The sequence below is a fragment of the Haladaptatus halobius genome, from assembly GCF_020618475.1.
Classification (GTDB): domain Archaea; phylum Halobacteriota; class Halobacteria; order Halobacteriales; family Haladaptataceae; genus Haladaptatus; species Haladaptatus halobius.
On sequence record NZ_CP085337.1, the window covers coordinates 694,806 to 719,385 of the forward strand.

Consider the following 24,580-nt stretch of genomic DNA (forward strand, 5'->3'; position numbering starts at 1 on the left):
TCGACATCTTCCTCGCGCTAAGGTGCGAGGATTCCCAACCGCAGTTGGGATACGATTGCCTGAATCGACGATGGACTGTGAACGGATGACCTCTAGTTCTCTGAGACGACGTAGTCGTGATACGTCGTCTGACACGGCGGCCCTGCGGTTGCGGATACGCGTTTTGCAGTCAAGTTGACGATGGCGCTGACGCGGGTTGAACTTTGTTCTTGTTCGGGCTCGGCTGAGTTTCGATGGCGACAGATGCTCGTTGGCTGGTCGACATGGTCGCGTAGCGCGTCCTTGACGTCCGCTACTGAGAGGGTGTCGCGCCGGTCAGTTAGGAGATGTCGAAGGCGCGGTTCACGACAGAGGGTATCTGGTAGAATACGCTCGAGTTGACTCTCTCCCCTGCGGCCTTCGATATGATTGGCGTGCGTGAGGACGCCATCGGACGGATAGAGGTAGTTTGCAGACTCGGGTAAGATCTCAAGATCGATGAGTTCCCCGTCCTCGCTGCCTAGGAGTACGTTCGCAGAACAGACACGGTCAGTCTCAAGGAGCGCCCCGATCGCCTCACTCAACCGCGTAGCATCCAGTACCTCGCGGAACCGCACGTGATACGGAATCCGGAATGTTTGTTCGCCGTCGGCGGTGCTGACCAGTCCATTTAGTGTCATTCCAATTCCGTGTTCGTTGACCCCGATTTTTCCGCCGACGATTCCGGCCTCAGTGAGGGCGACGTGGTTAGGGGCGTCCGACTGCTCGACGCTCATCATAAACACGTCGATATCGGGCATCCAATCCCAGTTCTGTCCGATGTACGGCCGCCCAGCGTCCGTGACTGTCGCTCGAAGACCGAAGCTCGTACAGCCGTCGGTTCGTCGTGGCGGCGTCTTTTCTGCTGCATCGGCGTAGGCACCGTATGTGATTTCGTAGCGGGCGTTGAGGAGTGCCACGTCCACCAGCGGCACGCCACTCCCGTCCGCGATTCCCTGCATCTCTGCGGCGTACGCCGGTGCAGTTTCGTCGATCAGCGGGATGAACTCGCGAGCGAGTTCCCGTGCTCGCTCGGCAGGGATACCGTAATGGGCAAACTTGGCAAAATAGCGGTCGACGTTAGCCTTGACCTCGGCCGCGAACCGCTCGCCGTGGGTGATCCCTCGATCGTGCGGACCCCCAGATAGCGTGACGAAGTCCAACCTGGAGTTGCACCCTGTCATCGGTCTGATGACTGGTCGAGGAGTTCCCTGAGCGCGGCTTTCAGGGTGCGGAGACCGGTGGTAGCATCGGCTAGATTCACGTGTTCGTCGTACGTGTGGGCTTGGCTGAGATCGCCCGGTCCCCACGTAATCGCCTCGATGTCTGCGTCGTTGACGAAGTTCCGCACGTCAGTCGAGGCCTTTACACCCCACGGCTCCATCGAGACGTCGGCGTGTTCAGCGGACTTCTCGCGGAAGACCTTCCCGAGGGGACTGTCGATGTCGATCGCCGCCGACTCGTAGGTGCGCGTCCGCCGCCATGACGTCTCGATACCGTGGTTTGCTTCGACTTCCGCGAGTAATTCATCGATCTCGTCATCGAGTTGTTTGGCCGACTCAGAGGGGAGAAACCGCCGATCGACGGTGATGACGGCGTCTTCTGGCACTACGTTCTCCTTGGTACCGGCTTCGATCCGGGTGACGGTGGCGTAGGCCTGTCCCACAAGGTCATCCTCGCGGTCGCCAATTCGGTCGTTGTAGTCCTCGAGTGCGTCGAGAACTGGCCGGGCGTTCGTGATCGCGTTGTCGCCCTGATCAGGGCGACTCGCGTGCGATGGCTCCCCGGTGACCGTGATTTCGTACCAAGCCAACCCCTTTTCGCTGGTCGCAGTACGCATCCCCGTCGGTTCGAGAACCACACCGTAATCGCCGTCATAACCCTGTTTTAGGAGCGTTTTTGTGCCCGGTTCCGCCGTCTCCTCGCCAATCGCCGCCTGGAAAACGAGCGAGCCTGCAAGGTCGTCGGATTCGACGGACTCCTTGAGGTCAACAAGCGCCTTCATCCCGACGCCGACTCCGGTTTTCATGTCTGCACTGCCGCGCCCGTAGAGACTTTTATCGTCGATCTCCGCGGCGTAGGGCGGATGCGACCACTCGTCGCGGTTTCCTGCCGGGACGACATCGATATGACCATTTAAAACCACGGTCGGGTCACCGTCCCCAACGCGAGCGGCAACCTGCGGGCGATTCCCGTATGGTTCGCGGACGAGTGTTGCGTTGATATCGCGTTCAGTCAGCCACTCGTAGATGAACTCGGCGACCCGTCGTTCGTTACCGGGTGGATTCTCGGTTTCGCGCGATACAAGTTCGCTGATTACCGTCGTCAGGTCCTCGTTGATCTGCGTTTGTTCTTGCGTCATGGCTGTGAGTTGTGAAAATCGGTCAGAAGGTCAGTCGCTCTGAGTGGTCGCCGCAGTAGGTGTGGTTTTGTTTCTCCATACAAAGTTACCGAGGACGAGCGCAATCAGTGCCGTACCCACGCCGACGAACGTGGGCGGGACACCGAAATAGCCACCCCCGAGCTCCCAACCAACTCCGAGAACGGTTCCCGTTATGATTGAAGCGATGATCGCATTGCCCGCCGCATTCCGCCAGTATAACGCGATGTAGATGGGGATGAGGAACGCACTGGTCAAGAGGATTGCGCGGAATTCGTATAGCGATATGATCGTCCCCGGAGGGTTGACCGCGATCGCAGTCGCGGTAAGCCCCCAGAAGATCGTCGAGTACCGCGACACATTCAGTAGCTTCTGGTCGGACGCCTCTGGTCGAAAGTACTGGTACAGGTCACGCGCCGTCGTGATACCGGTGGAGTGGAGGCGGGTGTCAGTTGTCGATAGGATCGCGCTCATCACGGCGAGGATGATGATGATTCCGATGGACGTCGGGACGTACTCGGTGATCAGCACCGGGAACGCCCGGTCGACGTTATCGACGGAAAGACCGGCGTTGTTGAGCGCCACGGTCGTCGCTCCGCCCAGCCACACCAGCATGACGTAAAAAACCGAGAGAATGACGCCGGCTGCCGCGAGGTGGAACTTCGCCGTCCGGACATCCTTCGTCGCGTTGATACGGACAATCGTAGCCTGCGACGTGAATATCGTTCCGAAAAAGGCCACGAGCGAGCCAAGAACGCCAATGAGGGTGTATGCACCCTCGCCGAGCGGAGCTGCGTTCGCTGAGTTCATGGTCACGAACTGCGTGTTAATTGAAACGATTCCACCGAGGTCGAACATCATGTAGACGAGTGCGAGGCAGACCGTCGCCACCATCAGCGTCCCTTGGATTAGATCGGTCCAGGCGACGCTGATGAGTCCACCCATCACTGTGTAGGCGATGAACACGAATCCGATGACCCAGATCATGTACTTGTACGGGACGCCCGTAATTGTTGTCACGAGCAGGCTCGCTCCGACCAGCTGCATGATGAGGTATACCCACGCGTTGGCGAGGAGTGGCACGGCTGCGACCGGACGAGCCCACTCCCGTCCAGTGACGTGGGCGATGAGATCGGGGAAAGTGATCTGATCGAGCTCACGAACCTTGTGAACAACGAAGTACAAGCCGCTGACGCCCAGCATTAGACCGAGGACGATGCCCGTCAGAATGGAATAGCCGCCGCCGTAGACAGCGCCGATGAACCCGATCACACTGACAGCACTGACGAAGTTGGCAACGTACGACCATGTGGCGAGCCAAGGGCCGAGTTCCTTACCGTAGACCCAGAAATCGGTAACGTTGCTCGTCTTCTGATATCCCCACGCCCCGATGGCGAGCACGACCAAGAGGTAAACGACGAACGCACCGAGGTAGAAGTAGTTCACCATACTACCGAATACCTCTCGTATCTGCCGTCTTTTCGAGCCCCGATTCGTCTACTGGCTTACCCATAAGAACGTGCACTACGACGAAGTGGAGCGCGCCTAGGCTACCTGCGATGAGTGTTAACGCGAACACCAGGAACATGTCAAGTGGTAATCCGAGTATTGTCATGAGTTCACATTCCACATCATAGAGCGTATTATTATAGATACTGGTTTTATCGGCTAATCATCTGTATCTAAGTATATGTATATTGTTCTGTATGATTTCATTTATAGTGGAAATTGTTCGTTTTTTCAACCTCTAGTACGAATGTCTTCCATCACTCATGTTATATAAAAGTGATAGTAAGATTTCCTTAGGGATTGACCCCCTCGACGCAGTTCATGGGATCCGTTGGAGCTATAGTTTGCAGCTGACGAAAGTCGGATTTTCAGTGGTTAACAAGCATTTCCAGGAAAACAGGCATCATTCGAAGTTGAAGGAAAATCGAAATACGACGATTCAGGCACCAGGTAAATCCTTACTGCTACCATCGGCGAGGTTCACGGCGATATTTTTCGTTTGAAGGTACGAGTCGAGTGCTTCTAGGCCTTTTTCCCGTCCGATTCCGCTCATCTTGTATCCTCCGAACGGGGTCTGGTTTGTATCGCCGAACCACTTGTTAACGTAGACGTTGCCAGCCTCCAGCCGGCGAGCGAACCGATGAGCGCACTTGACGTCGTTGGTGAACACGCCGGCTACTAAACCGTATTCTACGTCATTCGCTAACGCTAACGCCTCCGCTTCGTTGGGGAACGGGGTGACGGTGAGTACAGGACCGAAGATCTCCTCTTGAGCGATGCGCATGTCGTTCTCGACATCGGTGAACACGGTGGGCTCAACGAAGTAGCCCTCACGATCGGGCGTGTTCCCACCCGTTGCAAGCGTTGCGCCCTCCTCGCGACCGAGATCGATGTAGCGCACTACCTTTTCAAGTTGATTCTCGGAGGCGAGCGGACCCATATCGAGGTTTTCTGAACCTGAACCTATATCATAGCTCACGGCCTTTTCGACGATTCGCTCAACTAGGTCATCATGAATGTCCTCGTGGGCGAGAACCCGGTCGGCGGCCGAGCACACTTGCCCGGCGTTCGTGAAGATCGCTTTGGTGATCCAGTTTGCAGCCTCTACCAGGTCGGCGTCGGGAAACACGACAGCAGGGTTCTTACCGCCGAGTTCGAGAGTAACTGGAGTCACGTTATTCGCGGCCTGCTTCATGATGGTCTGACCGGTCGACACACTTCCAGTGAACGTGATCGTGTCCACATCGGGATGTGAGGAAAGCGCTGTACCTGCGGGATCGCCGAACCCCGTAACGACGTTGACCACGCCGTCCGGAACACCCGCCTCCACACATAGTTCCGCGAGTCTGAGCGACGAAAGGGGAGTCTCTTCCGCGGGTTTGACGACTGTCGTGTTTCCAGCCACGAGCGCCGGTGCGACGCCGCGAGCGAAGAGATTTCCGGGAAAGTTCCACGGGGTTATCTGTGCGCTAACACCATAGGGTTCTCGCACGGTGAAGTCCACCTGGTCAGGGCCGACCGGCACGCTCGTCCCTTCGAGTTTGTCGGCCGCACCCGCATAATACTCGAAGTAGCGGGCAGCCCCCTCCATGTCGCTCTCCGCTTGAGAGAGGGGCTTGCCCTGATCCAAACTCTCGAGCGCGGCTAGTTCGTCTTGGTATTCACGCACGAGTTGACTGACTCGATGGACGATGCGTCCACGTTCATCAGGGGCTGTGTCGCGCCACATTGGGAATGCCTCGCGCGCCGCCTCCACTGCGCGGTCAACATCGACGGTTTTCGCTGCCGCCACCTCCGTGAGCGGTTCTTCGGTCGCCGGGTCGACAATGGGAAACCGCTCGCCGTCCGTCGACGGTATCCGCTCTCCCCCAATGGAGTGGTCGTAGGCATCTCGAATTAATTCGCTCGATGGTCCCATACATAATAGCGTATTTTACAAGGAGATAATTATTTGGTACGATAATCCTCATCTATTCTGGTTTGTTATTGAATTCCATTTAATAGTTCCTTGGTTGTTAGAACAGTGTCTAACCACATCGTTTATTGGCTAATTCGCAGATCATGGTGTATGGTGACGAACCCCGAATATGGCGTCACGGTGCAGCACGACGTACTAATGGAAACCCGTGACGGTACAAAGCTCGCGACCGATATCTATCGTCCTTCCAACCAGGAGACGCACAAGCCGATCAACGAGCCGAAGCCGGCGCTTCTCGTACGCACGCCGTACGACAAACGCAATCGGCAGCGTGTCGAGCATCAAGGGAACTGGTACGCGAAGCGCGGATACGTCGTCGCAATACAGGATGTTCGCGGCCGGTACGCGAGCGACGGCGAATTCTACCTTCTGATAAACGAGGCCGAGGACGGCGCCGATACAGTCGAATGGCTGGCGGAGCAACCGTATTGTGACGGACAGATCGGGACGATGGGTACCTCATACATGGCTTGGGTTCAGAACGCGCTAGCGACCCAAGATCCGTCACCGCTGGCGGCGATGTTCGTCAACCAGGGGGCAGCGAACGCGTGGAAAGCAACCCTCCGACACAATGGAACGTTCGAACTTCGATGGCTTACGTGGGCGCTGACCATCGGCGGTGGATTTGCGAAACAGGGACTCGAAGACTTGGACATCCAGCGCCAACTCGCGAACGTTGATACCCGGGACGTCCTCGCCAACGAACCGGTGAGTCCGGGCCAGTCCCCTCTTCGACACCTTCCAAACTACGAGGAATACCTTTTCGACTACATGGAGACACCCGGCGACGATGAGTTCTGGACGTCCCCCAGCATCAACTTCGAAGCCCATTACGATGAGAGCGCCGATGTCCCCACGGTGTACGCTGGCTCTTGGTACGATTCCTACGCAAAGGCAACGTGCGATAACTTCACCGCGCTCGCGTCACGTAAAGAGAGTGACCACTTCTTGCTTATGGGTGCTTGGACTCACGGTGGCCAATCGACTTGGACGAAACCGTACTCCGGAGAGACGGCTTTCGGCGATGAGATGACTCGGGACTACCTAGAAACTAAGCTCCGATTCTTCGATCATTATCTCAAAGAAAAGGGTACGTGGAACGAGCCGCGGGTGCAGTACTTCCAGATGGGAACCGGCGACGGCTCTTCAACAACGGGCGGTCGGCTTTTCCACGGTGGAGAGTGGAAAGCTGGAGCTGATTGGCCGTTACCAGATACGTCATTTACCAAGTACTACATACATGGGGATAACAGTCTCAAACCAGAGCGTCCGACCGACACAGACTCGTCCACAACCTACGAGTTCGACCCTCGGAATCCTGTTCCGACTCTCGGCGGAAACTGTTCATCGTACTATACCTTTGAACCGCGGGAGGAGTCGGTTGAGGAGTTCCCGCTAGAGAACCGACCGACGGTGAGTATCACCGGGCGTGGGGGCTATGACCAGCGAACTCGGCCAACGACGTTCGGAGCTGAGCCGCCGTACGGACCCTTGGAAGAGCGCAACGACATCGTCGTGTTCCGGACGCCGCCGCTGTCCGAAGCAGTCAAACTCGCGGGGCCAATACGTGTTCGACTCTATGGGTCGACCGACGCACCGGACACGGACTTCACTGCGAAGCTCATCGACGAGTATCCTACAACCGCGGATTTTCCCTCTGGCTTCGCGCTCAACCTTACCGACTCTATCTGTCGAGCACGGTATCGCGGCTACCGAACCGACCCCGACTTCGTGGAACCTGATGAAATCTACACATTCGAGATGGAACTCTATCCGACTGCGAATGTCTTCAAGCCAGGCCACCGAATTCGTCTGGACATCTCGTCGTCGAACTACCCTCGATACGACGTTAATCATAATACAGGGGGTGACCTCTACGGCGACCGCGAGTACGCCGTCGCGACGAACACCGTTTATCACGAAACCGAGTTCCCTACGCACATCGAACTACCGATTCAGACGGAATAATCAGAAATGACATAGTTCTTTGAGGATTATCCCACATGAAGGGTGGAGTCCAACGTCTGGAGCATCTCTTCTGACGATGGTCCCCTCAAGGGCATTGATTTCGATCGGTCAGTGACTGCTCCCCGCCCTAAAGGGCGAGGTTTGAGCGCCTGCAAATCCAGATAATTACGAACCCCAGCGATTTGCTTGCGGAGAAGAAATCATCAATTTCGACGCCGACTCGTTTGTTGTACGAGTATCAGCCGACCAACGTCATCGCTCCGAGTCCTAAAGCGGTCAGCACCACCATTTCCCACCCCAAGGATACTGTTTTGGTTCTATCCCCATTGTTTCTCCTTCAATGCATCCAATCGTTGAGCCGTTCTCGCCGGGGATTTCGACGATCTCTTCGTTTGTTTGTAACCGTTGTTTTTGCCATGAGTTCTAGCGTAGGTTGAGAACACCTCCCAAAAAATGTTATCCCACCGCTGATTGTCTGTTTAAGTACAAGGAAGAGCGAACTGCCACGAACTCGAGTGGATTCTAATTCCACTTGGTCGGCATGTATCGCAGTTAGGTGGCAGAAACCTCTTTTTGCAATTTTCTCCTGTAGCTTTGTGCGGAATGATAGTAGTTTGTAATGCATACCCGTGTCTTGAGGCGCGGGGCGAACGGGAGGCCCAGCCGACTCCCCGCCGTCGGTTACGGGGCCGGATATCCCACGGAGGTACGTTTAAGCGTCTGTACTATGTGTTTGGACATGCTACTCCGGCGGAGAGAGTCATGCCAGAGAATACACGCATGCCGATGACTCGATCGGAGATGGGGCCTGTGTGACCGGGCCATAGCCCTATCATGGGAATCAAACCGAGAGGTTCCCCCGGTGTCTCACGAGAGCAGAGCTCTCGTGGACTCGTCGGAAGACTGTGTCTTCCGAGATGTCGCCGGTTCCTGTGAGAGTGCGGGTTAGAACCTCAAAGGCTAGTGGCCGATATCCCATGGTGGGATGCCACGCCGTTCACGGCGTGGAGGAGGTCACGCTAATGCTTATCATCGTCTCAATCAAAAGTTCATGATAATGTACGAAGCAACGCTCCATCTTCAGCTAGAAGGAGATTGTGTGCTTTCGGAACTAGCGTCGAGGACCGGCGATACCATCGTTATCGAGGTGTTAGAACTTCACGACGAGTTGGTAACATTTGTCGTTCAAGCGGAAGGATACGCGAGAAATTGTTACGAGATTCTCTCGGAGGCGGAACAGGTCGAACACGTCGAATTATTGGGGGACGAAGCGGTACTTGTTACAAAATCGTCTTGCGGGGCGTATCCCGCGATTCATCGGAACAATGGCGTTCTCCGACGGCAGAACAGAATCGATAAACGTAGTCGCGTGTACCACATCCTCGCATTCCAACACGACGATATCACGAATATCATCAAGGACTTCCAGTCGTTCGGAACGGTAACCGTCGACTCACTTTCGGAGTTTCCAGGCACTGATCCGGCGCTCACTCCTCGTCAGCGAGAGGTGGTCGAGACGGCGCTTGAAGCCGGATATTTCGAGTGGCCCCGAGAAATTTCGAGCGAGGAACTCGCGACGGAACTCGGTATCACACGAGGAACGTGTCTCGAACATCTTCGCAAAGCACAAGCGAAGCTTCTCCGCGACGCAGTTGACTCCCTTGACGATCTCCAAATGACGTAGTGCTACTCAATGTACCCCCGCGGAAGGATTTTCGAAGATATGTGACATCCTCCCCGCGCTAAAGCACGGGGCTTCCCACAAGGCCGGTCCTTGGTTCGTTGGTCTCTTCGGGTTCGCACTCCGACAGGGTGCTGGCGATGCCACGTAGCCGGTACTCCTATCGTGTCCGGGGAAACGGACGGGACTCGGAGGTACCTGGTTGTTTTGTGTCGGTTCGCCGTCCGAGGGCTTACTTGTTTGATGAGGCAAACACCGAGTCAACTGCCAGTTTTCGGACTGTCAGAACCCGATGGGGGTACCATCGAATCGACACCAAGAGATACGCAGGGAGAGCTCCTAAGACTATACCGTACAGTGAAAGTAATCAAAGACGGGCGCTGTATCCCCGCCCTGAAGGGCGAGGTTTGAGCGCCTTGCACCGCACTACTTAAACAGCCAACTCACGATGGAGTAACATACTTTCCGTATCACCGCCCGGTATTACATAGTTCGACACCGTATACCATGTCTACAAAAACCACCACCGGGCCACTCGATGGATTGCGGGTAATCGATTGCTCCGGAATGATCAGTGGCGGATTCGCAACTCTTCAGTTGGCCGATTTCGGCGCTGACGTCGTCATGGTCGAACACCCGGAGTATCCGGATCCGCTTCGCGAATGGCCCCCATTCGAGGATGGAATCTCGCTCTGGTGGAAGTCAATCGGCCGCAATAAGCGGTGTGTTACGCTCGATTTGAGTACTTCAGAAGGGGCCGAAATGCTATGCGAACTCGTCAAGGACGCAGATCTCTTTTTCGAGAACTTTCGACCGGGAACACTCGAACGGTGGAACCTCGATCCAGCCACGTTACAAGAAATCAATTCTGAATTGATCGTAGTTCGCCTCTCCGGTTATGGTCAAACAGGTCCTCGATCGGCGAAACCAGGATTCGGAACTATCGCAGAGGGAATTTCCGGATGGGCGTACGCGAATGGGTACCCTGACCAGGAACCGTTGCTACCGCCCATTAGCCTGGCCGATCTTACGGCGGCGCAGTTTGCAGTACAGTCTGCGATGTTCGCACTCTTCGAACGGGATATCGGTCAAGGAGGGAGCGGTGAAGGGCAGGTAATCGACGTAAGCCTCTATGAGCCACTCTTCCGACTTTTCATCGGTGATGTCGAAGCGTACGATATCAAAAACAAAGTCCGAGAGCGCACAGGAAATCGGCACCCCAATGCTGCTCCGCGAAACATCTACGAAACAGAAGATGGGTATATAACGCTATCAGCGTCGTCGCAGTCTATCTTCGAAAACGTGATGGATGCAATCGATCGATCGGATTTGATCGACGACCCTCAATTCGTGACCAACGAGAAGCGCGTAGCGCACGCCGAAGCGCTCGATAGGATCATCGAGAATTGGACTCGCCACCGCACGACCGCTCGAGCGATAGAAGAAATGGAAGACGCGGACGCCATCGTCGGTCCTGTCTACGACATTAGCGATATCTTCGAGGACGATCAATATCACGCTCGAAACGATATCGTCGAAGTCGACGACGATGATTTCGGATCGATAAAAACGCACGCACCAATTCCAAAATTTTCCCGAACCTCTGGTAACGTTCGCCATTTGGGCCCCGCCCACGGTAATGATAACTGGGAAGTGTACCGTGAGGAACTGGGCCTTACGGAAGAAACGTACAAACAGCTCGTAAACGCGGGCGTGATCTGAGATGATCCTTAACGATGTAACGCTCAGAGAGGGTGACCAGATGCCTGGGCGAAACTATTCGGTTGAACAGAAGGTAGCCGCGGGGAAGAAACTCGACGAACTCGGACTCGCGCTCATCCAACCTGGGTTCCCGATTACGGGCGAGAAGGATCGGAAGGTGATTCGCGAGCTCGCGACCACCACCAATGCACAAATAGTCGCGCTTGCACGGGCCATCAGGGCCGACATCGAAGCCGCCATCGAAGCCGATGCAGACGTCGTCGAAGTGATCATACCGATATCGGATCTCCAGCTCGAATACAGCATCGGAAAGCCACGAAACGTCATTCTCGAATTGGCACGAGAGGCGATCGATCTGGCTACGGATCACGGAGCGGTTCCGCACCTCACGCTCATCGATGCTTTCCGTACGAAACCAGGACATCTCAAAGAGGTAGCGACGAGATTTGACGACGTTGCATGCGTGACCCTTGCCGACACCGTTGGCGCTCGAACGCCATCTTCGGTTAGTGATCTGCTGGTAACACTGAGCGACGATGTCAACCTCTCACAACTCGGCGTTCACTTTCACGATGATATGGGAGTCGCAACTGCAAACGCGTTAGCGGCGTACGAGGCCGGCGTTGGGAAGGTAGACGTCAGTGTCGCCTCTCTCGGCGAACGAGCCGGTAATTCAGCTCTCGAAGAAGTCGTCGTCAGTGGAGTCGTCGAACACGATGAGCCGTTTGGTATTGCTGAGGATAAACTCATTCCGACGTGTCGATCCGTCCTCGATATCCTCGACGAGACGGAGGCTACTGGCCCGCGGAAAGCCATACTCGGCTCGGAAGTGACCGAACACGAGTCAGGTATTCACACCGCGGCGATGCTGCACGAACCGAGTGTTTTCGAACCGTTCGACCCTCACATATTCGGTGGTAGCCGAGAGTTACTATTCGGCAAAGGAACCGGTACCGCTGGTGCTTCGACGCTGCTGTCTCGCGCTGGCATCGAACCGACGGAACAACGTGTTGAGAAGTTCCTCGAACTCCTTGCAGATGAAGGTCCGATGAACGAGGATGATGCACTTGCGCTCGCACAATCGGCACGTGAGAACCTGTGATTGGTTTTAGGCTGATGAGCGTCGGGTAAATTATAGCAACCATCGCACTTCCGTGGCTACCTACGACCCCAGAGTAGCGTTTCTCGCATTCCTGCTCGGGATGCTCGTCGCAATAATCGGTACGGTCGCACTCGGTCAGCGATGCTCCGTACCGACGCTGCTACGGTGCCGCCACTAGGCGCGTGCTTGCTCATCGCCGCGCTCCCATTCGGCGTCCTGTTCTTGTTCGGTTTCACTACCTCCGTGATGGGACAAAGCGCCGATCCGCGGGGTGGGCAAAGTCGCCGGAATTCTGACATCCAACACGCGAACGTAGAGAAATGCTCTTGCCACAGAACCTAACCCATTGTACAATAGCAATTGTTCCGGTGAACTACCCCGCCGTAAACGACGAGGTTTTAGCGTCTGTCTATTAGATAAGAATCGCACTGACCCCGATGAGTCCCGCCTCTGGTCCGAAGACTCCACCAGTGAAAAGACGAGAACCAGACTGCTCGGTCACGATAACAGCGACAGGAATCCGAAGTCATGCGAGGGTTCTTTGCCGAACCGTACCCCGGCGAACCGATCCAGCACCCAAGTGTTCAAGAGAATTGAGGAACGCTGTGGCTGACATATTTTCCAGTGCTTGGTCTAAGTCAGCAGTAGGGAAACGAGTAAGGAAATGCATCCGTGTTTAGCTTCACTTTCGCTCTGGTTGGCTCACGACTTTATCCATCGCGTCCGAAGCATTGAATGCAGTTAGCGTATCCCAGCAGACGGCGTGGGCTCTCGTACTCATCCCAAACCCACCCTCCCACGCCGTCTACTTATTCCCTCTTGTCACAGTAAAGTAACAGTCTCACTAAGAGACGCCGTCCAAGGGTTTACTTATTTAGAACGCGAAGTCTGTAGTACTGATGGGCTCGAATGGAGATTCGCCACTCACTCCCCTTGCAGAGGAAGCACTTGACGCGCTTGTGATGGCAGTTCCGAGCGAGGGGGAATTCACCCATGAAGAAGCATATGCAGTTCTAGTAGCGGAAGAAGACCTTGAGCGACCCACTGCCAAGGATATCATTGAACGCCTCTCCATGCACGGCCATCTCTATGAAGTCGAAGGAAAGCTCCGGCTCACGGACTATTAATCGCTACCTCTTACGGCATTGAGTCTCGCTCTGATATCGTCGATTTGCTCATCGAGGTTATCTATGAACGAGCCCGTCTGATCAGTTGTCACTGCACCTTGTTTCGTTGGGTCAATCAAATTTTTTTCCTCGAGGAGCCGGAGGGAGTACCTGATTTCATGATGAGCATATCCCGATTCATTTGACATTTTAACGATCCCGATAGGTTCGTTGTTAACGACCATCTTGAGAACGTCTAGATGCCGATCAATCATCTCCACTTCTTTCTCTACGCTGTCGATCATTATACATGGAACCAGGGAGCACAGTGAGTTAACCCTTCTCGCCCTCTTAGAACATTTCTTATTTGGACATTCAGCTCAGAAGCACGTCACGGCGGTACAAATCGGGACCGTCTCGCTATCGTCGGACTTTGAGCAGTTCGTAAATGAGAATGGTCTTGTTACTTTGGACGATGATGAGATAGACCCCGATCGGGAATCGCACATCAACGCCACTCTCTTTCGTCGTACTTGCTTCTGTAATCTTGCTCATCAGATCAGGTTCAAGCGCCTTTCTAACTGCTAATATACTCGGTAGCGTCCGATATGAGGGGGAGAGTTTCCTAGGATGATTCAGAGGGTCTACTAGCATGGCGGTGACATTGCTACCATCTAGATGAGTGATCAGTCCACCGAGAATAGCTATACGGGCCTTTGGTGGAAGCAGTTCCGTGAACTCGTCATCAAGTGCGTCGTTCACAATCTGGAACTGAGCCTCGCCATTTCACACGAAGAGGGCGATTGTCCGTAATTTTGAGAGAAACGGGCTGTTGAATACAGAAGATCATATAGCAGAGCAGTATCAATAGGTGAAATAGACCTGATTCACATAGCGGCGGTCCCATCCGGGGTCGTGGCTGCCTTCGAGAAGGTGCGCAACGTAGATACATACCGTCTGATCAGTTTCCGGCCCTTCTGTCGCTATATTGAATAGACGCGACGATCAAGAGGATTCCATGGCCAACCTCATCTACTTCATCAACTCATCACTCGACGGCTACATCGCCGACGAGAACGGCAACTTCGACTGGACAGAGCCATCTGAGGACGCGCATGCCTTCTTCAACGACTTCCAACGATCGGTCGACACCTCCCTTACCGGCCGTCGCATGTATGAGACGATGAGGGTGTGGGACACCTTTCTCCTCGACGACCTCTCCGAGGTAGAACGCGAGTTCGCCGAGGCGTGGGGGGATACCGACAAGGTCGTCTATTCAACCACCCTGGACACCGTGCCGGAACCGCGGACCCGCCTGGAGCAGACGTTCGACCCCGAAGTGGTACAGGCCATGAAAGACCAAGCCGACCGTGACCTGTCCATCGGTGGCCCCGGTCTCGCTTCCGAGGCCATCCGCGCAGGTCTGGTCGACCGGTATGTGCTGCGCTTGGTCCCGACGATCGTCGGTGGGGGAACTCGAGCCCTCCCCGACGCAGCGCAGGTCGACCTCGCTCTCAACACGACACGTCGTTTCGACGACGGCTCCGTCCTAGTCGACTACAGCCTCCGATGACCAAACCGACCCCTAAACAGGCAGCGGGATAGACCACCAGTCAGATCAACGGCACAGTGGCGGCGACCGTTGATGTCTGGCAGAGCCCCGCGAATCAGGCGCCTATGCTGCATCCATTCTCTGTAGTCAGCACGGCGTTAGAATCATGTGTCAGTGTTGATGGGAATGATTGACACCTGTAAACTACGCGGGTGTAGATACCGCCGAATCCGCTGTCTGATGCGCGCAAGATACTCGCACTCTATTCAGCACGACTGTTGAAACCCATCTCTGATCGAGGATTTCAACAAGGCCTCCACAGTGAGCTTTCGATCTTCTTGACCGAGACACGGGAGGATGAGATCGACGCGGAGCGGCTTGCGACGCGGATGCTCGAAAATGACGGGACAAATGGCTTAGAGGATTCTCTGGAAACGTCGGTACACACGGACACTGACGCTCGAAAGTACGAAGCACCAGCCAACGAATGCCCCATAAAAGACGGCTGCTTGGTAGCGTGGCGGGACTGCATCGAGCGGCAAGACCGCCAATGGGAGTGAAAGGAAACCGAAAGGCACAGCACCAAGAAGATAGACGCCTTTTCCGAGCGATGTGTGAACACTCAGAATGAGCGGTGAGATCACCATTGTGAGTACCAAGAAACCAAGAAGTGAGACAAAAGCGACTAGCGTGTCGCGACCACCAATTAAGCGTTGAAGTGGGGACGTCGTCGCAGCCATAATTTCACTACATTTTCAAATAGCAAAAGAATTGCTCTCAATAGGATCTCGCGGGTTTAGGCGATGTTCTCTGATTTTCTGAGCAATCACTCATCGACTGGTCAATGAGTTTGTATCCTCCGCTTCTAAGACGCTATTCAAACAAAATCGTCTGTATTCGGCTGAAGTGTGACAGTTCGGCTCGTTTCAAGATGTGTGATTGGTTCTATAACCGAAGTAGAACGCGAGGCGGCGGTGAGGGGATTTTCGTGATTTGCTTGATTTGAGGCGATTGACTGCCGGTTGAGAGTATAAGCGGCAGTGAGTTCTTTGTCATTTTACACAAGAAAGCAGTTGGCCTATACAACCTTGGACGGCTTCGAGTCGAAGAGAGCGGTGGTGTGCCGCTCAACATACCTCTATCGGCATGATCGCTCAAATCCCGAGTATCTTGTCATAACTGGGTAGCATGGCCATTTTTCACATCTGTGCCATTCATGCAGTCTAAGCATCCGTGAACAGTGTTGTGATTATCGCCGAACACGCGTGCAAAATCACGGGTGACGAAGCTCCCGCAGTTTTGACATCGTGTGTCTGCGATCCGCGACTCTGTTTGTCTCGGAGTGGTCGCTTTTGACATGCATCATCACCATTCTACATGTCGTTTACTCGCTGTTTACTTGTGGCGCCACACTGCTGGCACTTCATGACCCGATAGGGCTCTCGAGAGAATGCTGCATGTGCATCCTCCTCGCTCTCGGTGACAAGCTTAATCGACACTTGGTGCGGTGTCACCGCATCACAGTTCTCGCACAATTCGCCGGGTTGACTGTCAGCAGTTGCTGTGGTGACCATGATTTACTGTATTGTGAATTGCCTTGTATCCCGATCAGTTATGCTTCGATACAATAGAATAGAACAATTAGGAACCGTCTTTAAGCACTGGCTTAGGATGCAAGCCGTATAAAACCCGGCAGATACTGCTATTGAGTGTCAGCGAATCAACTGCTTTAAATCAGGGAATATTCACTCCGTAGTGCCTTTATGGCGCCCTCGATGGCCTCAAAACCCATTGCTGGAGCAGAAGTGGTGACAATATAGATATCCCATCTTTTTGTAGAAGACAGACACGTAGGAAGGGGGTGCTTGCAAATGCAGCCACCGCGTTTATTAGAATGACACCTATATTGCATAGTAGAACTACGATACAGAAAGTGTGTCCAAGCCATGCCTCTGGGATGAAGGGGCCGATGATCCTCTCCAATGCGCTCAGATCAGGGTCATGTGCGTTGTCGGTACGCGGGGCACACTAACCGTGAGCTCTCACAATAAAGCAGGTACCCATGACCCCACACGACAGCGATCGACCTGGTATGTCTGATTCCAAGACGATCACCGAACAGCTCGACCGCGAACCGACGAACACATCCCAGCGTAAAGATAGCTCGTCATCCCCGGATCTCTCCCTCGATACAATCTTCGATATTCTGTCTCATTCGCACCGTCGCTATGTTCTCTCATACCTTTCACAGACTGAGGATGATCTCGCAACAGTAGCTGATCTAGTTGCTTTCGTTTCGAATCACGAATCAGAAGACGAAACGAGCGTGCAACGTACTCAGGACGATGCCGTGAGGGTTGCAATGCATCATAACCATCTCCCAAAACTGGACGATGCCGGGGTAATTGAATTTGATACTCAAAGCGAAACCATCCGATACTGGGCTCATCCCAGATTGGAAAGGTGCCTGTCTGTGATCAACGCGCAAGAGTAAAATAATCTAACATTACTCGATCGGATACGAGTGGACGTTTCATCGGTGTGTGGAGTATTACTAATAGAGTAATTACTTCATCTCTCGCCAGAGGATGTTTAGAACTACAGTCCAGAGTTTTGTATAGAGTGCTCGTAGTGGAAATACCCTGAATAGTCATGAGCACTCTGGGAGAGAATAAAAGATGGGAAAGACAACGACCAATTCACCGAGTAACAAGCAAACGAGCGTGACAGAGCCATCAGTAGTGGTGTTGATTCATGCAGCGATCGCTGCCCATGACGGTCCCGATACGAGTGAGTGCCCGCCATTATACGATGTTATTGACCCGGATGCACTGGATAAGCTGTTCGCTCCAGTCCACCAAGAGACCGTTCACCACGGGAAAGTGATTTTCGAGTACTGTGGCTATCAGGTCACTGTTCACGCTGATCGGACGGTTGAGCTCAAGGTGATTGACGTTGAGAGTCGCTAAGACACCGGCAAGTTTCACTCAGAGGCCACATCTTCGTTGGAGCCTGTTTCCGCTACTCCCGACGTACCGACTCGATTCAGGAACACATGGTCGATGAGATTGCCATGGACGCGCCGCAGTCGTTCAGAGAGCGCCTGATGTGTGACACCAAGTTCTTCAGCTAAGTCATTCGCAGTGGCATCGCGGGGGATCGAATAACACACCTGAGTAGCAGCGAGCTACAGTGCTCGTTGCTGTGACTGTGTGAGGCCAAATCGGGTCTGATACTCGTTAGTAAACTCATAGGTGTTCTCTAACTCAATCCCCTAGTCTTCACAGATTTCTCGCGAATGCCATGCGGCGTGCTGCTGTGCTATTTCTCATAGCTAAGGAGACGGACACGGCTAAACTCGAGAAGTTGGTCGAACACGTCCACGAAGAAGTTGACGCCGTCACGGCCCCTGAACAGGCACGGATCGCGCTTGTCCACAAGCACTTCCCGAAATTCGCCGACTACGATGTCATTGAGTATGACGAACGCAGTGAGACCGTGCGCTATCACGAAACCCAGCATCTTGAACAGTATCTTGCCCTCGCCGAGGAAATCGGAGCCCAGAGCTGATGTACCATGGGTAACCGTCAATCCGACGAGACGGGCACCGACATTATCGCAGAGTGTACAAACTGTGGCAGATCGGTACTTGCGACTTAACTTGAGGATCGTGTCTGTCAGGAATGTCGCAAAGATTGACGCCGGGTAGTCGTTGAAATCTACTCTGTGTCGGTAGCACCCGGCAGTTCCCCCCTGTTGTCCGTGATCACCAAGTGGATTCTACCGACAATTGGAGCAGGAACCGTCCTTGAGATAAATTTCGAGCATCGATTCACCACAATTCGCGCACTCAGCGAGGATCCCGGTGGATTCCGTATCGTCGTCCGTCTTAGCCATCGGCCTAATCACCCCCCTCAATTTGCCTAGTGAGGTCGAGCATCGCTTCGAGCTGCAGGTGGTCTCGGTAGTAAATTGGCGCACTACGGCCGTCATACTCAATGACATCGTAGTCGGCGAGTTTCGGCAGGTGGATGTGGATGAGCCCGATTCGTGCCTGTTCAGAAGTCGTGATGGTGTCGATTTCCTCGTGGACGAAGTCAACTAATTCGTCAAAATCGGTGGTATCCGTCTCCTTGGCAATGAGATACTGGACGACAGTGCGGCACTCGGCAGTCGCGAGCACTTTGCTGGCGGTGCTGGGCGTGAGATCTGGCGTCGATGGATGACCGCCGTTCGATGGTTGATTCATGGTTGGGAGTCGTCGATGTGCGTGGCACCAAGTCTCTCCACAAGACGAGTGGGAGTGGAGTTCTACTAGGCGTTCCTGTGATACTGATCACAACACGATTATTAGTACTTGGGGCCGTTCGGACAGGGTATTTTTAGATACCAAGAGATGGAACGGGGCTAGTCAGGCGAGATCTCGCTTGATGACCCGAGGAGTGCATGTTCAAGAAGCGCTTCATTGCCCCGTCGAATCAAATCCGAGAGCGACTGCTGGCTAATATCGACTTCCTCGGCTAACTGAGAGAGCGTGACTTGCCGAGGCGTCTGAAAGTAGCCTCGGTGGAGCGCAAGCAGCAGTGCATCGCGCTGTTTCTCGGTGAGCACGCTCTCTAAGAGATCACTCCCGGCTTCGCTGAGCACGTGCATTTCTCCGATTGTATACTGAATATCATTTTCCCGACAGAAATTATGGAATGACGTAAGTTCTTCTTGTGAAGGAAACAGGAGTTCAAACTCCCAGGACTCATCGTTATAGCCATGTGCATTTCGAATAATCACCTCCGACTCCGTGAATCCTTCAAAAAAGCCACCCTCAGGACTTTCCCAATTCAGAAGATACAAGTGGCGATCCTCGACATGGTCGATCTCGATAAGTTCCTGGACGTGATCGGTAGCGCGAATGCGCTCTTCGAACGCATCTACGCTACTATTCCACGCCCAGAAAAGAGGGACGACGTTTGTGCTAACGGGTACGATTCGTTCGAATTCGATATGCGTCTCTGTTCCCGCTGTGAGTAAGCGGCCAAGTGCGAAATCGCTGGCGGGAAGAGAGAGTTCAACGAGTGTAGCCATCAGTCCAAGATAATACACTTTTCATCTGCTTAGTGTCTACGGCAGATGGCAGCGGTATTCTGTTTAGTGACAGGTACTGCAACAGCGACTGTCCAGTTTCGTGACGATACTATTCGTGAGCAATAGCAGTCGAAGCGTGGGGAGGATGGGACAGTGTGGCGATGGGTTCCGTCCTCATTCAATGACCGAACTGTAGACTCCCCACAGTATGAGGTGTGTGCTCCAATAGCATGAATCCTCGGTACACTAAGGTTGGTATAATATACTAACCTACTCTCGAAGAAGATGGTGAATTGAGCAGGTATGCCACTCATTGGATTATTGTAGTATCATGAACGGTGATGTATTCTCCGTTGTCAACCCTGACTTGGGAGTCACTGAAAACGAATGAGACACATCCACCGCTACGGTGTGTCCCATTCGGCCGTGCGGAATAGAGTCCATCCAAGCAGTCCGTGTCTATTGTCTCGTGCAAGGGCGGCAAGGAGTTGGGTGAACAGTCTTCAAACTCACTTACCGCCTTCACGACTGCGACACTGGCGGATTGGTCTTCACCAATCTCGTATTCCATTGTCCTCTGAAATAACCGAGTGTTAATAATCACCGCGATTTTAACACAGAGTGACAAATTGAGTGAATCAGATGAACAACACGCACGGTTCGTGCATCGATCTCGATGGCACCCCGTCCCCCTTCCACTTCCGCTTATAGGCTTCTGTGGCAGAAAATCGGCTTTCTACTGAATAGAGAGCATGAATTGTGTAATAGGAGAGGGGCCAGAACCATCTTAGAGAATGGGAAGGTAAATTCATGATGAGAGGGTCACAATGGACGTCATCACGGCAGTGGACGAACAGTCCGGCGAGACGACGGGATATTACCATCTCTTAAACAAGTACGAGACGGAGAGCGTCTGCGGCACCGTCAACGAGGATGCTCTCGAGAGTGGGCACACGCATAAAATCTTATCCCGGAGCGATGCCGAACAACGTGGTCTCCAACCCTGTGACCGCTGTATGACGTACACTGGTACACGATAGACGCCAAAATCATCTGTCACCCGTCAATGCTTGCGCAATCAACGGGCATCCACAGGCAACTCCGACGCTGGGTCGACAGGTAGCTAATAGGGTGGCGCGTGACCGGTCGGCTGTAGGATGTGGAACGGATTCCCACTAATACAATTAAGACGGTGAGTACAAATACGCCTGACCGCCGTTGAAATCTCGTCGCAACTTCACTCCACAAGCTGGCCTTTTCATTGGTGATCAGCCTTTAGGTGGGTCAGAAGCACATTAGTCACGAGTTTGTCATGTCCCCGCCGCAAGCGTTCAGACACTGCCTGATGGGAAATTCCAACGTCATCGGCGAGCTCTTCAGCACTCACTTCGCGCGGCACCTCATAGTAGCCGTGTTCGGCAGCGAGTACGAGTATTTCTTGTTGTTCGTCAGTGAGGCCAAAGCGGTCTTGCCGACCGTCTTCCAACTGGTGGATCTGTCGAACGTCGAGCGAAAGATCTTGTTCTTGACAATATTCGTAGGTTTGTGAGAGCGCTTCGCGATCTGGAAACAGGATGCGGAGCATCCACCAGTCTTCATTCCCTGTCGCAGCCAAAATTGTGCCGTCTTCCTCAACGAGAATCTGGATAAGTGTCTCGATCTGGTCGACCCACTCCATCTTGTAGAGCCACTCAGACTTGAGATCCGCGAGCAATTCGACCTGCTCGACGGTGGGATCGTCAGCGAGCGCCGCTTCGGTCATGTCCTGATTCTTGTTTCGGAGCCATACGTATGGCATAATGGAATCGCCGTTGTGAGCGGCGATGCGTTCGTCTTCGACGGTCAGCCCATCGATCGTGGTCAATGTCTGTCTGAGCGCGAACTCGTCGGCCGGAATCGCCAGCTCCGCAACTGTTCCATCAGGCATCAGTCAGCTCTCTCTGACTCGGCCGAACAGGCATGCCTGCTTTCGTTGGCTCTCCGAGAGGCATCGTTCCCTGCGACTTGATCCAGTTGCGTGCTGGTCGGAACAACGAATGGACGTAGAGTACTGGTTATAGCTCGGACGCCAAGTACCGTGACTGGTGTACGAGTCGGATGTGTAGATATCATAGTGCGTGGCTGGTGGTGTGGAACGTATGGTTTTCTGTGAAGTGACCCGCATGGCGGCCACGCGAATGGGGATCCCATGTGATGTTCTTTCACGACACAGATTCCATCGGCCCCTTCATCATGGGGGCGCGACTCGGACACTTAGTGTAAACGCATCGTTCCGTTCAGGGAGTAGAGGAAGGCGGGTCGGATATAGCTACTGACAACTGTCTGCGTGGTTATCAGTTTCTGGAAAGTGAGTGAGGCTGTGAGAGCCTTGGACGACAAAGATGCCCGTGTAGGGGAGATGTTGATGAAGCGGTGTCCCCCGACGGTATTGCTACATATGCACCACGAACTGCGCACAGATCGATTTGGGGGTACGGGGGTAGTCTACTCCCGCTTATGGGCTAGGTAGCAGTGAGCACGGTTGGGGTTAGTTTTTTGCGTTTGCTGGAATCTTTCAAAAGTTGGATTTAATCGAGACTGGCAATACCCACTGAAGGGGAGATTTCTCCGTCGTCAGTCATACTCGATTGCTCTATTACTAGTTCTCGAATTTCATCTGGCGTCGAGATTCTCACACTGTTTCCATCGCGGTTCCGGACGACGAGCTCATCGTCTTCAAGTCGGTCAAGGTGGTACGAAACCGTGCCTGGCGTCCGGTCAATCATCTCCGACAAGCCAGTTACTGTGAGCGATCCATGCTGTACAACGGCGTTCAAGATTGTTGCTGGTACATCTTCATTGAGGGCTGCATAGAGATTGTGGTGAGACTTGTCGTGAGGCAGATCGACCGGATAGAGTCGATGCTTTCCACGATGGGATTTACTCGTCGTCAATTGCTCTTCTTCGAGGATTCGAACATGATAGCGGACGGTTGACCGGTGGATTCCAGTGTGGTCGCTAATTTCTGAGATCGATGCCCCCGGCAACTGTTTGATCGCATCGTGGATCTCAATTCGAACTTGGTTTTCAAGAGGGTCAGACTCATCATATCGACTATAACTGGCGATAACCGTGGTACTCACAGATGCCAGCCCGATCTCATCATAGCCACTTTCTTTGATAATCTGGATCATCTTTTTGAAGAGATACCAGTCATAGCCAGATGACGTAACCGGATCATCGGAACTCTCATCTGTCGCAACACTGTTGTATACCTGATGACGATCGCGCGATATACTATGGACAGGTGTGGCTGTCAGGAATGCAAGTGGCCCGACGCTCAGAATACAAAACGCAAAGAGCACACACAACCCGATAGAGGTTTGCTTTCTCATTATTTGTCTTCCTTTGGGCAACCACTCTCGTGCTCACCGTCTGTTCGAAGTGGACTCCATTTTGGCGTGGTAGGTGTAGCAGACACCCAACCCAAATAGATGTCTTCCCTAATAAATTAGCTTGCCACCAGACGAGTACGATTTACTTTTAATACGAAGAGCGATTCTTTGCCATTGCCATCGCTCTCCTCAACGCGAATTACTCACCTCCAGCCGCCATACCCAAATTCTTTAGGGTTAAACACTGTCTTCGAACAGCGAGACCAGGCAGCGCGGCTACCAGCCCTTACCCACTGGCCATCACTTCGACGCAGCTACTCACTCAGAGTACTATGATGTATCGAGCAGATCCGTCCACTGAGCGAACGTCTCACTGTGGTCAACATTACTGAATTTGTTATACTACCATACAGGGATCAATTCGTGGCGACTTGTCGCATTGAGTCGCTCCGAGCCGGGTTTTCGGAGGCGTTCCACGACAACGAGATCGTACTCCTACCTGTCTCACCCAACTAGGGTGTTTAACTCGAATACGGCATCGCTCATGGTGCTCTCCCAGTATCGAACTGTCTGACTTTGCCGGTCGTACTCGTTGAGGCGGTGGTCGGCGAGCATCGGAAGATGCTGATGCACTAGTACAATCCGTGCGTGGTGGAACGATGTGACGACATCCACGTGCTTCTGAACATGCTCGACCAGTTCATCAAGTGTGACAGCATTCGTGTCCCTCGTTCGGAGATATGAGAGCACTCTGCGGCGATAGGGGTCTGCGAGTACGTTCAACAAGGCGTCGACCGGGATATCGTGCGTCGTATGCTTTTGGTCTGGCATTCTCTGACTCCTTCAGTGTGGCATGGGGAGCGCGCAGCGACCACTACCGGTCGATGATCACGTTGTGCTGTGATGCCGATGATCACACTGGTAAAAATTTATCGTGGTGATGTCCTCTTAGTGGCTTTCACCAGATTCTAAAAACACCACATATTTCGTTCTCATCTGATTTTATGGCCGTATATATAGAATGATTGTCCGAAGTAGTTATCACGATTGCTCACTCTGCTATAAGATAGCACAACTTGCATCCACAATGTGGCTCCCTCATTCCAGGCTA

General features: G+C 53.6%; 27 protein-coding genes. 12 read left to right on the forward strand and 15 right to left on the reverse strand.

The genetic code is table 11. The annotated features are described in order from the left end of the window. Positions 1-92: 92 nt before the first annotated feature. From LIW51_RS27180 to LIW51_RS27195, 4 genes are all read right to left on the reverse strand, one after another. The gene (locus LIW51_RS27180; RefSeq protein WP_227378560.1) at positions 93-1,202 is read right to left on the reverse strand and encodes a C45 family autoproteolytic acyltransferase/hydrolase; all 1,110 of its coding nucleotides are present in this window, start codon (positions 1,200-1,202) and stop codon (positions 93-95) included. Then, positions 1,199-2,380, reverse strand: coding sequence for a M20 family metallopeptidase (locus LIW51_RS27185; RefSeq protein WP_227378561.1), 1,182 nt, complete (start codon positions 2,378-2,380; stop codon positions 1,199-1,201). The genes LIW51_RS27180 and LIW51_RS27185 overlap by 4 nt, the downstream gene beginning before the upstream one ends. Positions 2,381-2,410: 30 nt before the next feature. Next, positions 2,411-3,847 carry a sodium:solute symporter family protein gene (locus LIW51_RS27190; protein WP_227378562.1) on the reverse strand — a complete coding sequence of 479 codons (1,437 nt, stop codon included), beginning with the start codon at positions 3,845-3,847 and terminating at the stop codon, positions 2,411-2,413. 499 nt (positions 3,848-4,346) lie between these two features. Further along, complete coding sequence (locus LIW51_RS27195; RefSeq protein WP_227378563.1) at positions 4,347-5,825, reverse strand: aldehyde dehydrogenase family protein; 1,479 nt, start codon at positions 5,823-5,825, stop codon at positions 4,347-4,349. Between the two features lie 150 nt (positions 5,826-5,975). Between LIW51_RS27195 and LIW51_RS27200 the strand changes: the two genes are divergently transcribed. From LIW51_RS27200 to LIW51_RS27220, 5 genes are all read left to right on the forward strand, one after another. After that, positions 5,976-7,853 carry a CocE/NonD family hydrolase gene (locus tag LIW51_RS27200; RefSeq protein ID WP_227378564.1) on the forward strand — a complete coding sequence of 626 codons (1,878 nt, stop codon included), beginning with the start codon at positions 5,976-5,978 and terminating at the stop codon, positions 7,851-7,853. A 1,057-nt stretch (positions 7,854-8,910) separates the two neighbouring features. Continuing rightward, positions 8,911-9,537: a helix-turn-helix domain-containing protein gene (locus LIW51_RS27205; protein WP_227378565.1), complete on the forward strand. Its 627-nt coding sequence runs from the start codon at positions 8,911-8,913 to the stop codon at positions 9,535-9,537. Between the two features lie 504 nt (positions 9,538-10,041). Then, complete coding sequence (locus tag LIW51_RS27210) at positions 10,042-11,256, forward strand: CaiB/BaiF CoA transferase family protein (protein WP_227378566.1); 1,215 nt, start codon at positions 10,042-10,044, stop codon at positions 11,254-11,256. Between the two features lie 40 nt (positions 11,257-11,296). Next, positions 11,297-12,358 (forward strand): LeuA family protein, encoded by a 1,062-nt coding sequence (locus tag LIW51_RS27215; RefSeq protein ID WP_368411861.1) that lies wholly within the window; start codon positions 11,297-11,299, stop codon positions 12,356-12,358. Positions 12,359-13,257: 899 nt separating this feature from the next. Next, complete coding sequence (locus LIW51_RS27220) at positions 13,258-13,485, forward strand: hypothetical protein (protein ID WP_227378568.1); 228 nt, start codon at positions 13,258-13,260, stop codon at positions 13,483-13,485. On the opposite strand, the gene LIW51_RS27225 is transcribed toward LIW51_RS27220, so the two are convergent. Both LIW51_RS27225 and LIW51_RS38765 read right to left on the reverse strand, forming a co-directional pair. Then, positions 13,482-13,769 (reverse strand): hypothetical protein, encoded by a 288-nt coding sequence (locus LIW51_RS27225; RefSeq protein ID WP_227378569.1) that lies wholly within the window; start codon positions 13,767-13,769, stop codon positions 13,482-13,484. The genes LIW51_RS27220 and LIW51_RS27225 overlap by 4 nt on opposite strands. A 115-nt stretch (positions 13,770-13,884) precedes the next feature. After that, positions 13,885-14,019 carry a hypothetical protein gene (locus LIW51_RS38765; RefSeq protein WP_255767567.1) on the reverse strand — a complete coding sequence of 45 codons (135 nt, stop codon included), beginning with the start codon at positions 14,017-14,019 and terminating at the stop codon, positions 13,885-13,887. A gap of 123 nt (positions 14,020-14,142) precedes the next feature. Between LIW51_RS38765 and LIW51_RS38770 the strand changes: the two genes are divergently transcribed. From LIW51_RS38770 to LIW51_RS27235, 3 genes are all read left to right on the forward strand, one after another. Further along, positions 14,143-14,277, forward strand: coding sequence for a hypothetical protein (locus LIW51_RS38770; protein ID WP_255767568.1), 135 nt, complete (start codon positions 14,143-14,145; stop codon positions 14,275-14,277). 205 nt (positions 14,278-14,482) lie between these two features. Further along, positions 14,483-15,037 carry a dihydrofolate reductase family protein gene (locus LIW51_RS27230; protein WP_227378570.1) on the forward strand — a complete coding sequence of 185 codons (555 nt, stop codon included), beginning with the start codon at positions 14,483-14,485 and terminating at the stop codon, positions 15,035-15,037. Positions 15,038-15,354: 317 nt separating this feature from the next. Further along, positions 15,355-15,576, forward strand: a complete 222-nt coding sequence (locus LIW51_RS27235) for a hypothetical protein (RefSeq protein ID WP_227378571.1) — start codon at positions 15,355-15,357, stop codon at positions 15,574-15,576. A gap of 613 nt (positions 15,577-16,189) precedes the next feature. Here LIW51_RS27235 and LIW51_RS27240 read toward each other — a convergent pair. Both LIW51_RS27240 and LIW51_RS27245 read right to left on the reverse strand, forming a co-directional pair. After that, entirely contained in the window at positions 16,190-16,375 is a 186-nt protein-coding gene (locus LIW51_RS27240; protein ID WP_227378572.1) for a DUF7563 family protein, read from the reverse strand. Positions 16,376-16,389: 14 nt separating this feature from the next. Next, a complete protein-coding gene (locus LIW51_RS27245; RefSeq protein ID WP_227378573.1) occupies positions 16,390-16,590 on the reverse strand; it encodes a DUF7835 family putative zinc beta-ribbon protein in 201 nt (66 codons plus the stop codon). Between the two features lie 518 nt (positions 16,591-17,108). On the opposite strand from LIW51_RS27245, the gene LIW51_RS27250 reads away from it, so the two are divergent. Both LIW51_RS27250 and ddfA read left to right on the forward strand, forming a co-directional pair. After that, entirely contained in the window at positions 17,109-17,510 is a 402-nt protein-coding gene (locus tag LIW51_RS27250) for a DUF7344 domain-containing protein (RefSeq protein ID WP_227378574.1), read from the forward strand. 184 nt (positions 17,511-17,694) lie between these two features. Further along, positions 17,695-17,985, forward strand: a complete 291-nt coding sequence (ddfA, locus tag LIW51_RS27255) for a DdfA family disk-determining factor (protein WP_227378575.1) — start codon at positions 17,695-17,697, stop codon at positions 17,983-17,985. Positions 17,986-17,999: 14 nt separating this feature from the next. On the opposite strand, the gene LIW51_RS39500 is transcribed toward ddfA, so the two are convergent. Further along, positions 18,000-18,188: a helix-turn-helix domain-containing protein gene (locus tag LIW51_RS39500; protein ID WP_227378576.1), complete on the reverse strand. Its 189-nt coding sequence runs from the start codon at positions 18,186-18,188 to the stop codon at positions 18,000-18,002. Between the two features lie 146 nt (positions 18,189-18,334). Here LIW51_RS39500 and LIW51_RS27265 point away from each other — a divergent pair, with 146 nt between their 5' ends. After that, positions 18,335-18,586, forward strand: a complete 252-nt coding sequence (locus LIW51_RS27265) for a DUF7344 domain-containing protein (protein ID WP_227378577.1) — start codon at positions 18,335-18,337, stop codon at positions 18,584-18,586. A gap of 331 nt (positions 18,587-18,917) precedes the next feature. On the opposite strand, the gene LIW51_RS27270 is transcribed toward LIW51_RS27265, so the two are convergent. From LIW51_RS27270 to LIW51_RS27280, 3 genes are all read right to left on the reverse strand, one after another. Beyond that, positions 18,918-19,265, reverse strand: coding sequence for a DUF7344 domain-containing protein (locus tag LIW51_RS27270; protein ID WP_227378578.1), 348 nt, complete (start codon positions 19,263-19,265; stop codon positions 18,918-18,920). Between the two features lie 158 nt (positions 19,266-19,423). Continuing rightward, the gene (locus tag LIW51_RS27275; RefSeq protein ID WP_227378579.1) at positions 19,424-20,095 is read right to left on the reverse strand and encodes a helix-turn-helix domain-containing protein; all 672 of its coding nucleotides are present in this window, start codon (positions 20,093-20,095) and stop codon (positions 19,424-19,426) included. Between the two features lie 310 nt (positions 20,096-20,405). Continuing rightward, positions 20,406-20,666, reverse strand: a complete 261-nt coding sequence (locus LIW51_RS27280; protein WP_227378580.1) for a HalOD1 output domain-containing protein — start codon at positions 20,664-20,666, stop codon at positions 20,406-20,408. Positions 20,667-20,922: 256 nt separating this feature from the next. Between LIW51_RS27280 and LIW51_RS27285 the strand changes: the two genes are divergently transcribed. Then, entirely contained in the window at positions 20,923-21,135 is a 213-nt protein-coding gene (locus LIW51_RS27285; RefSeq protein ID WP_227378581.1) for a hypothetical protein, read from the forward strand. A gap of 218 nt (positions 21,136-21,353) precedes the next feature. Here the strand turns inward: LIW51_RS27285 and LIW51_RS27290 are convergent, their stop codons facing one another. The 3 genes from LIW51_RS27290 to LIW51_RS27300 all read right to left on the reverse strand — a co-directional run bounded on the left by LIW51_RS27290 (position 21,354) and on the right by LIW51_RS27300 (position 24,300). Further along, positions 21,354-22,022, reverse strand: a complete 669-nt coding sequence (locus LIW51_RS27290; protein WP_227378582.1) for a helix-turn-helix domain-containing protein — start codon at positions 22,020-22,022, stop codon at positions 21,354-21,356. A gap of 640 nt (positions 22,023-22,662) precedes the next feature. Beyond that, positions 22,663-23,469 carry a winged helix-turn-helix transcriptional regulator gene (locus LIW51_RS27295; protein ID WP_227378583.1) on the reverse strand — a complete coding sequence of 269 codons (807 nt, stop codon included), beginning with the start codon at positions 23,467-23,469 and terminating at the stop codon, positions 22,663-22,665. A 504-nt stretch (positions 23,470-23,973) separates the two neighbouring features. Then, positions 23,974-24,300 (reverse strand): DUF7344 domain-containing protein, encoded by a 327-nt coding sequence (locus LIW51_RS27300; RefSeq protein ID WP_227378584.1) that lies wholly within the window; start codon positions 24,298-24,300, stop codon positions 23,974-23,976. Positions 24,301-24,580 lie beyond the last annotated feature (280 nt).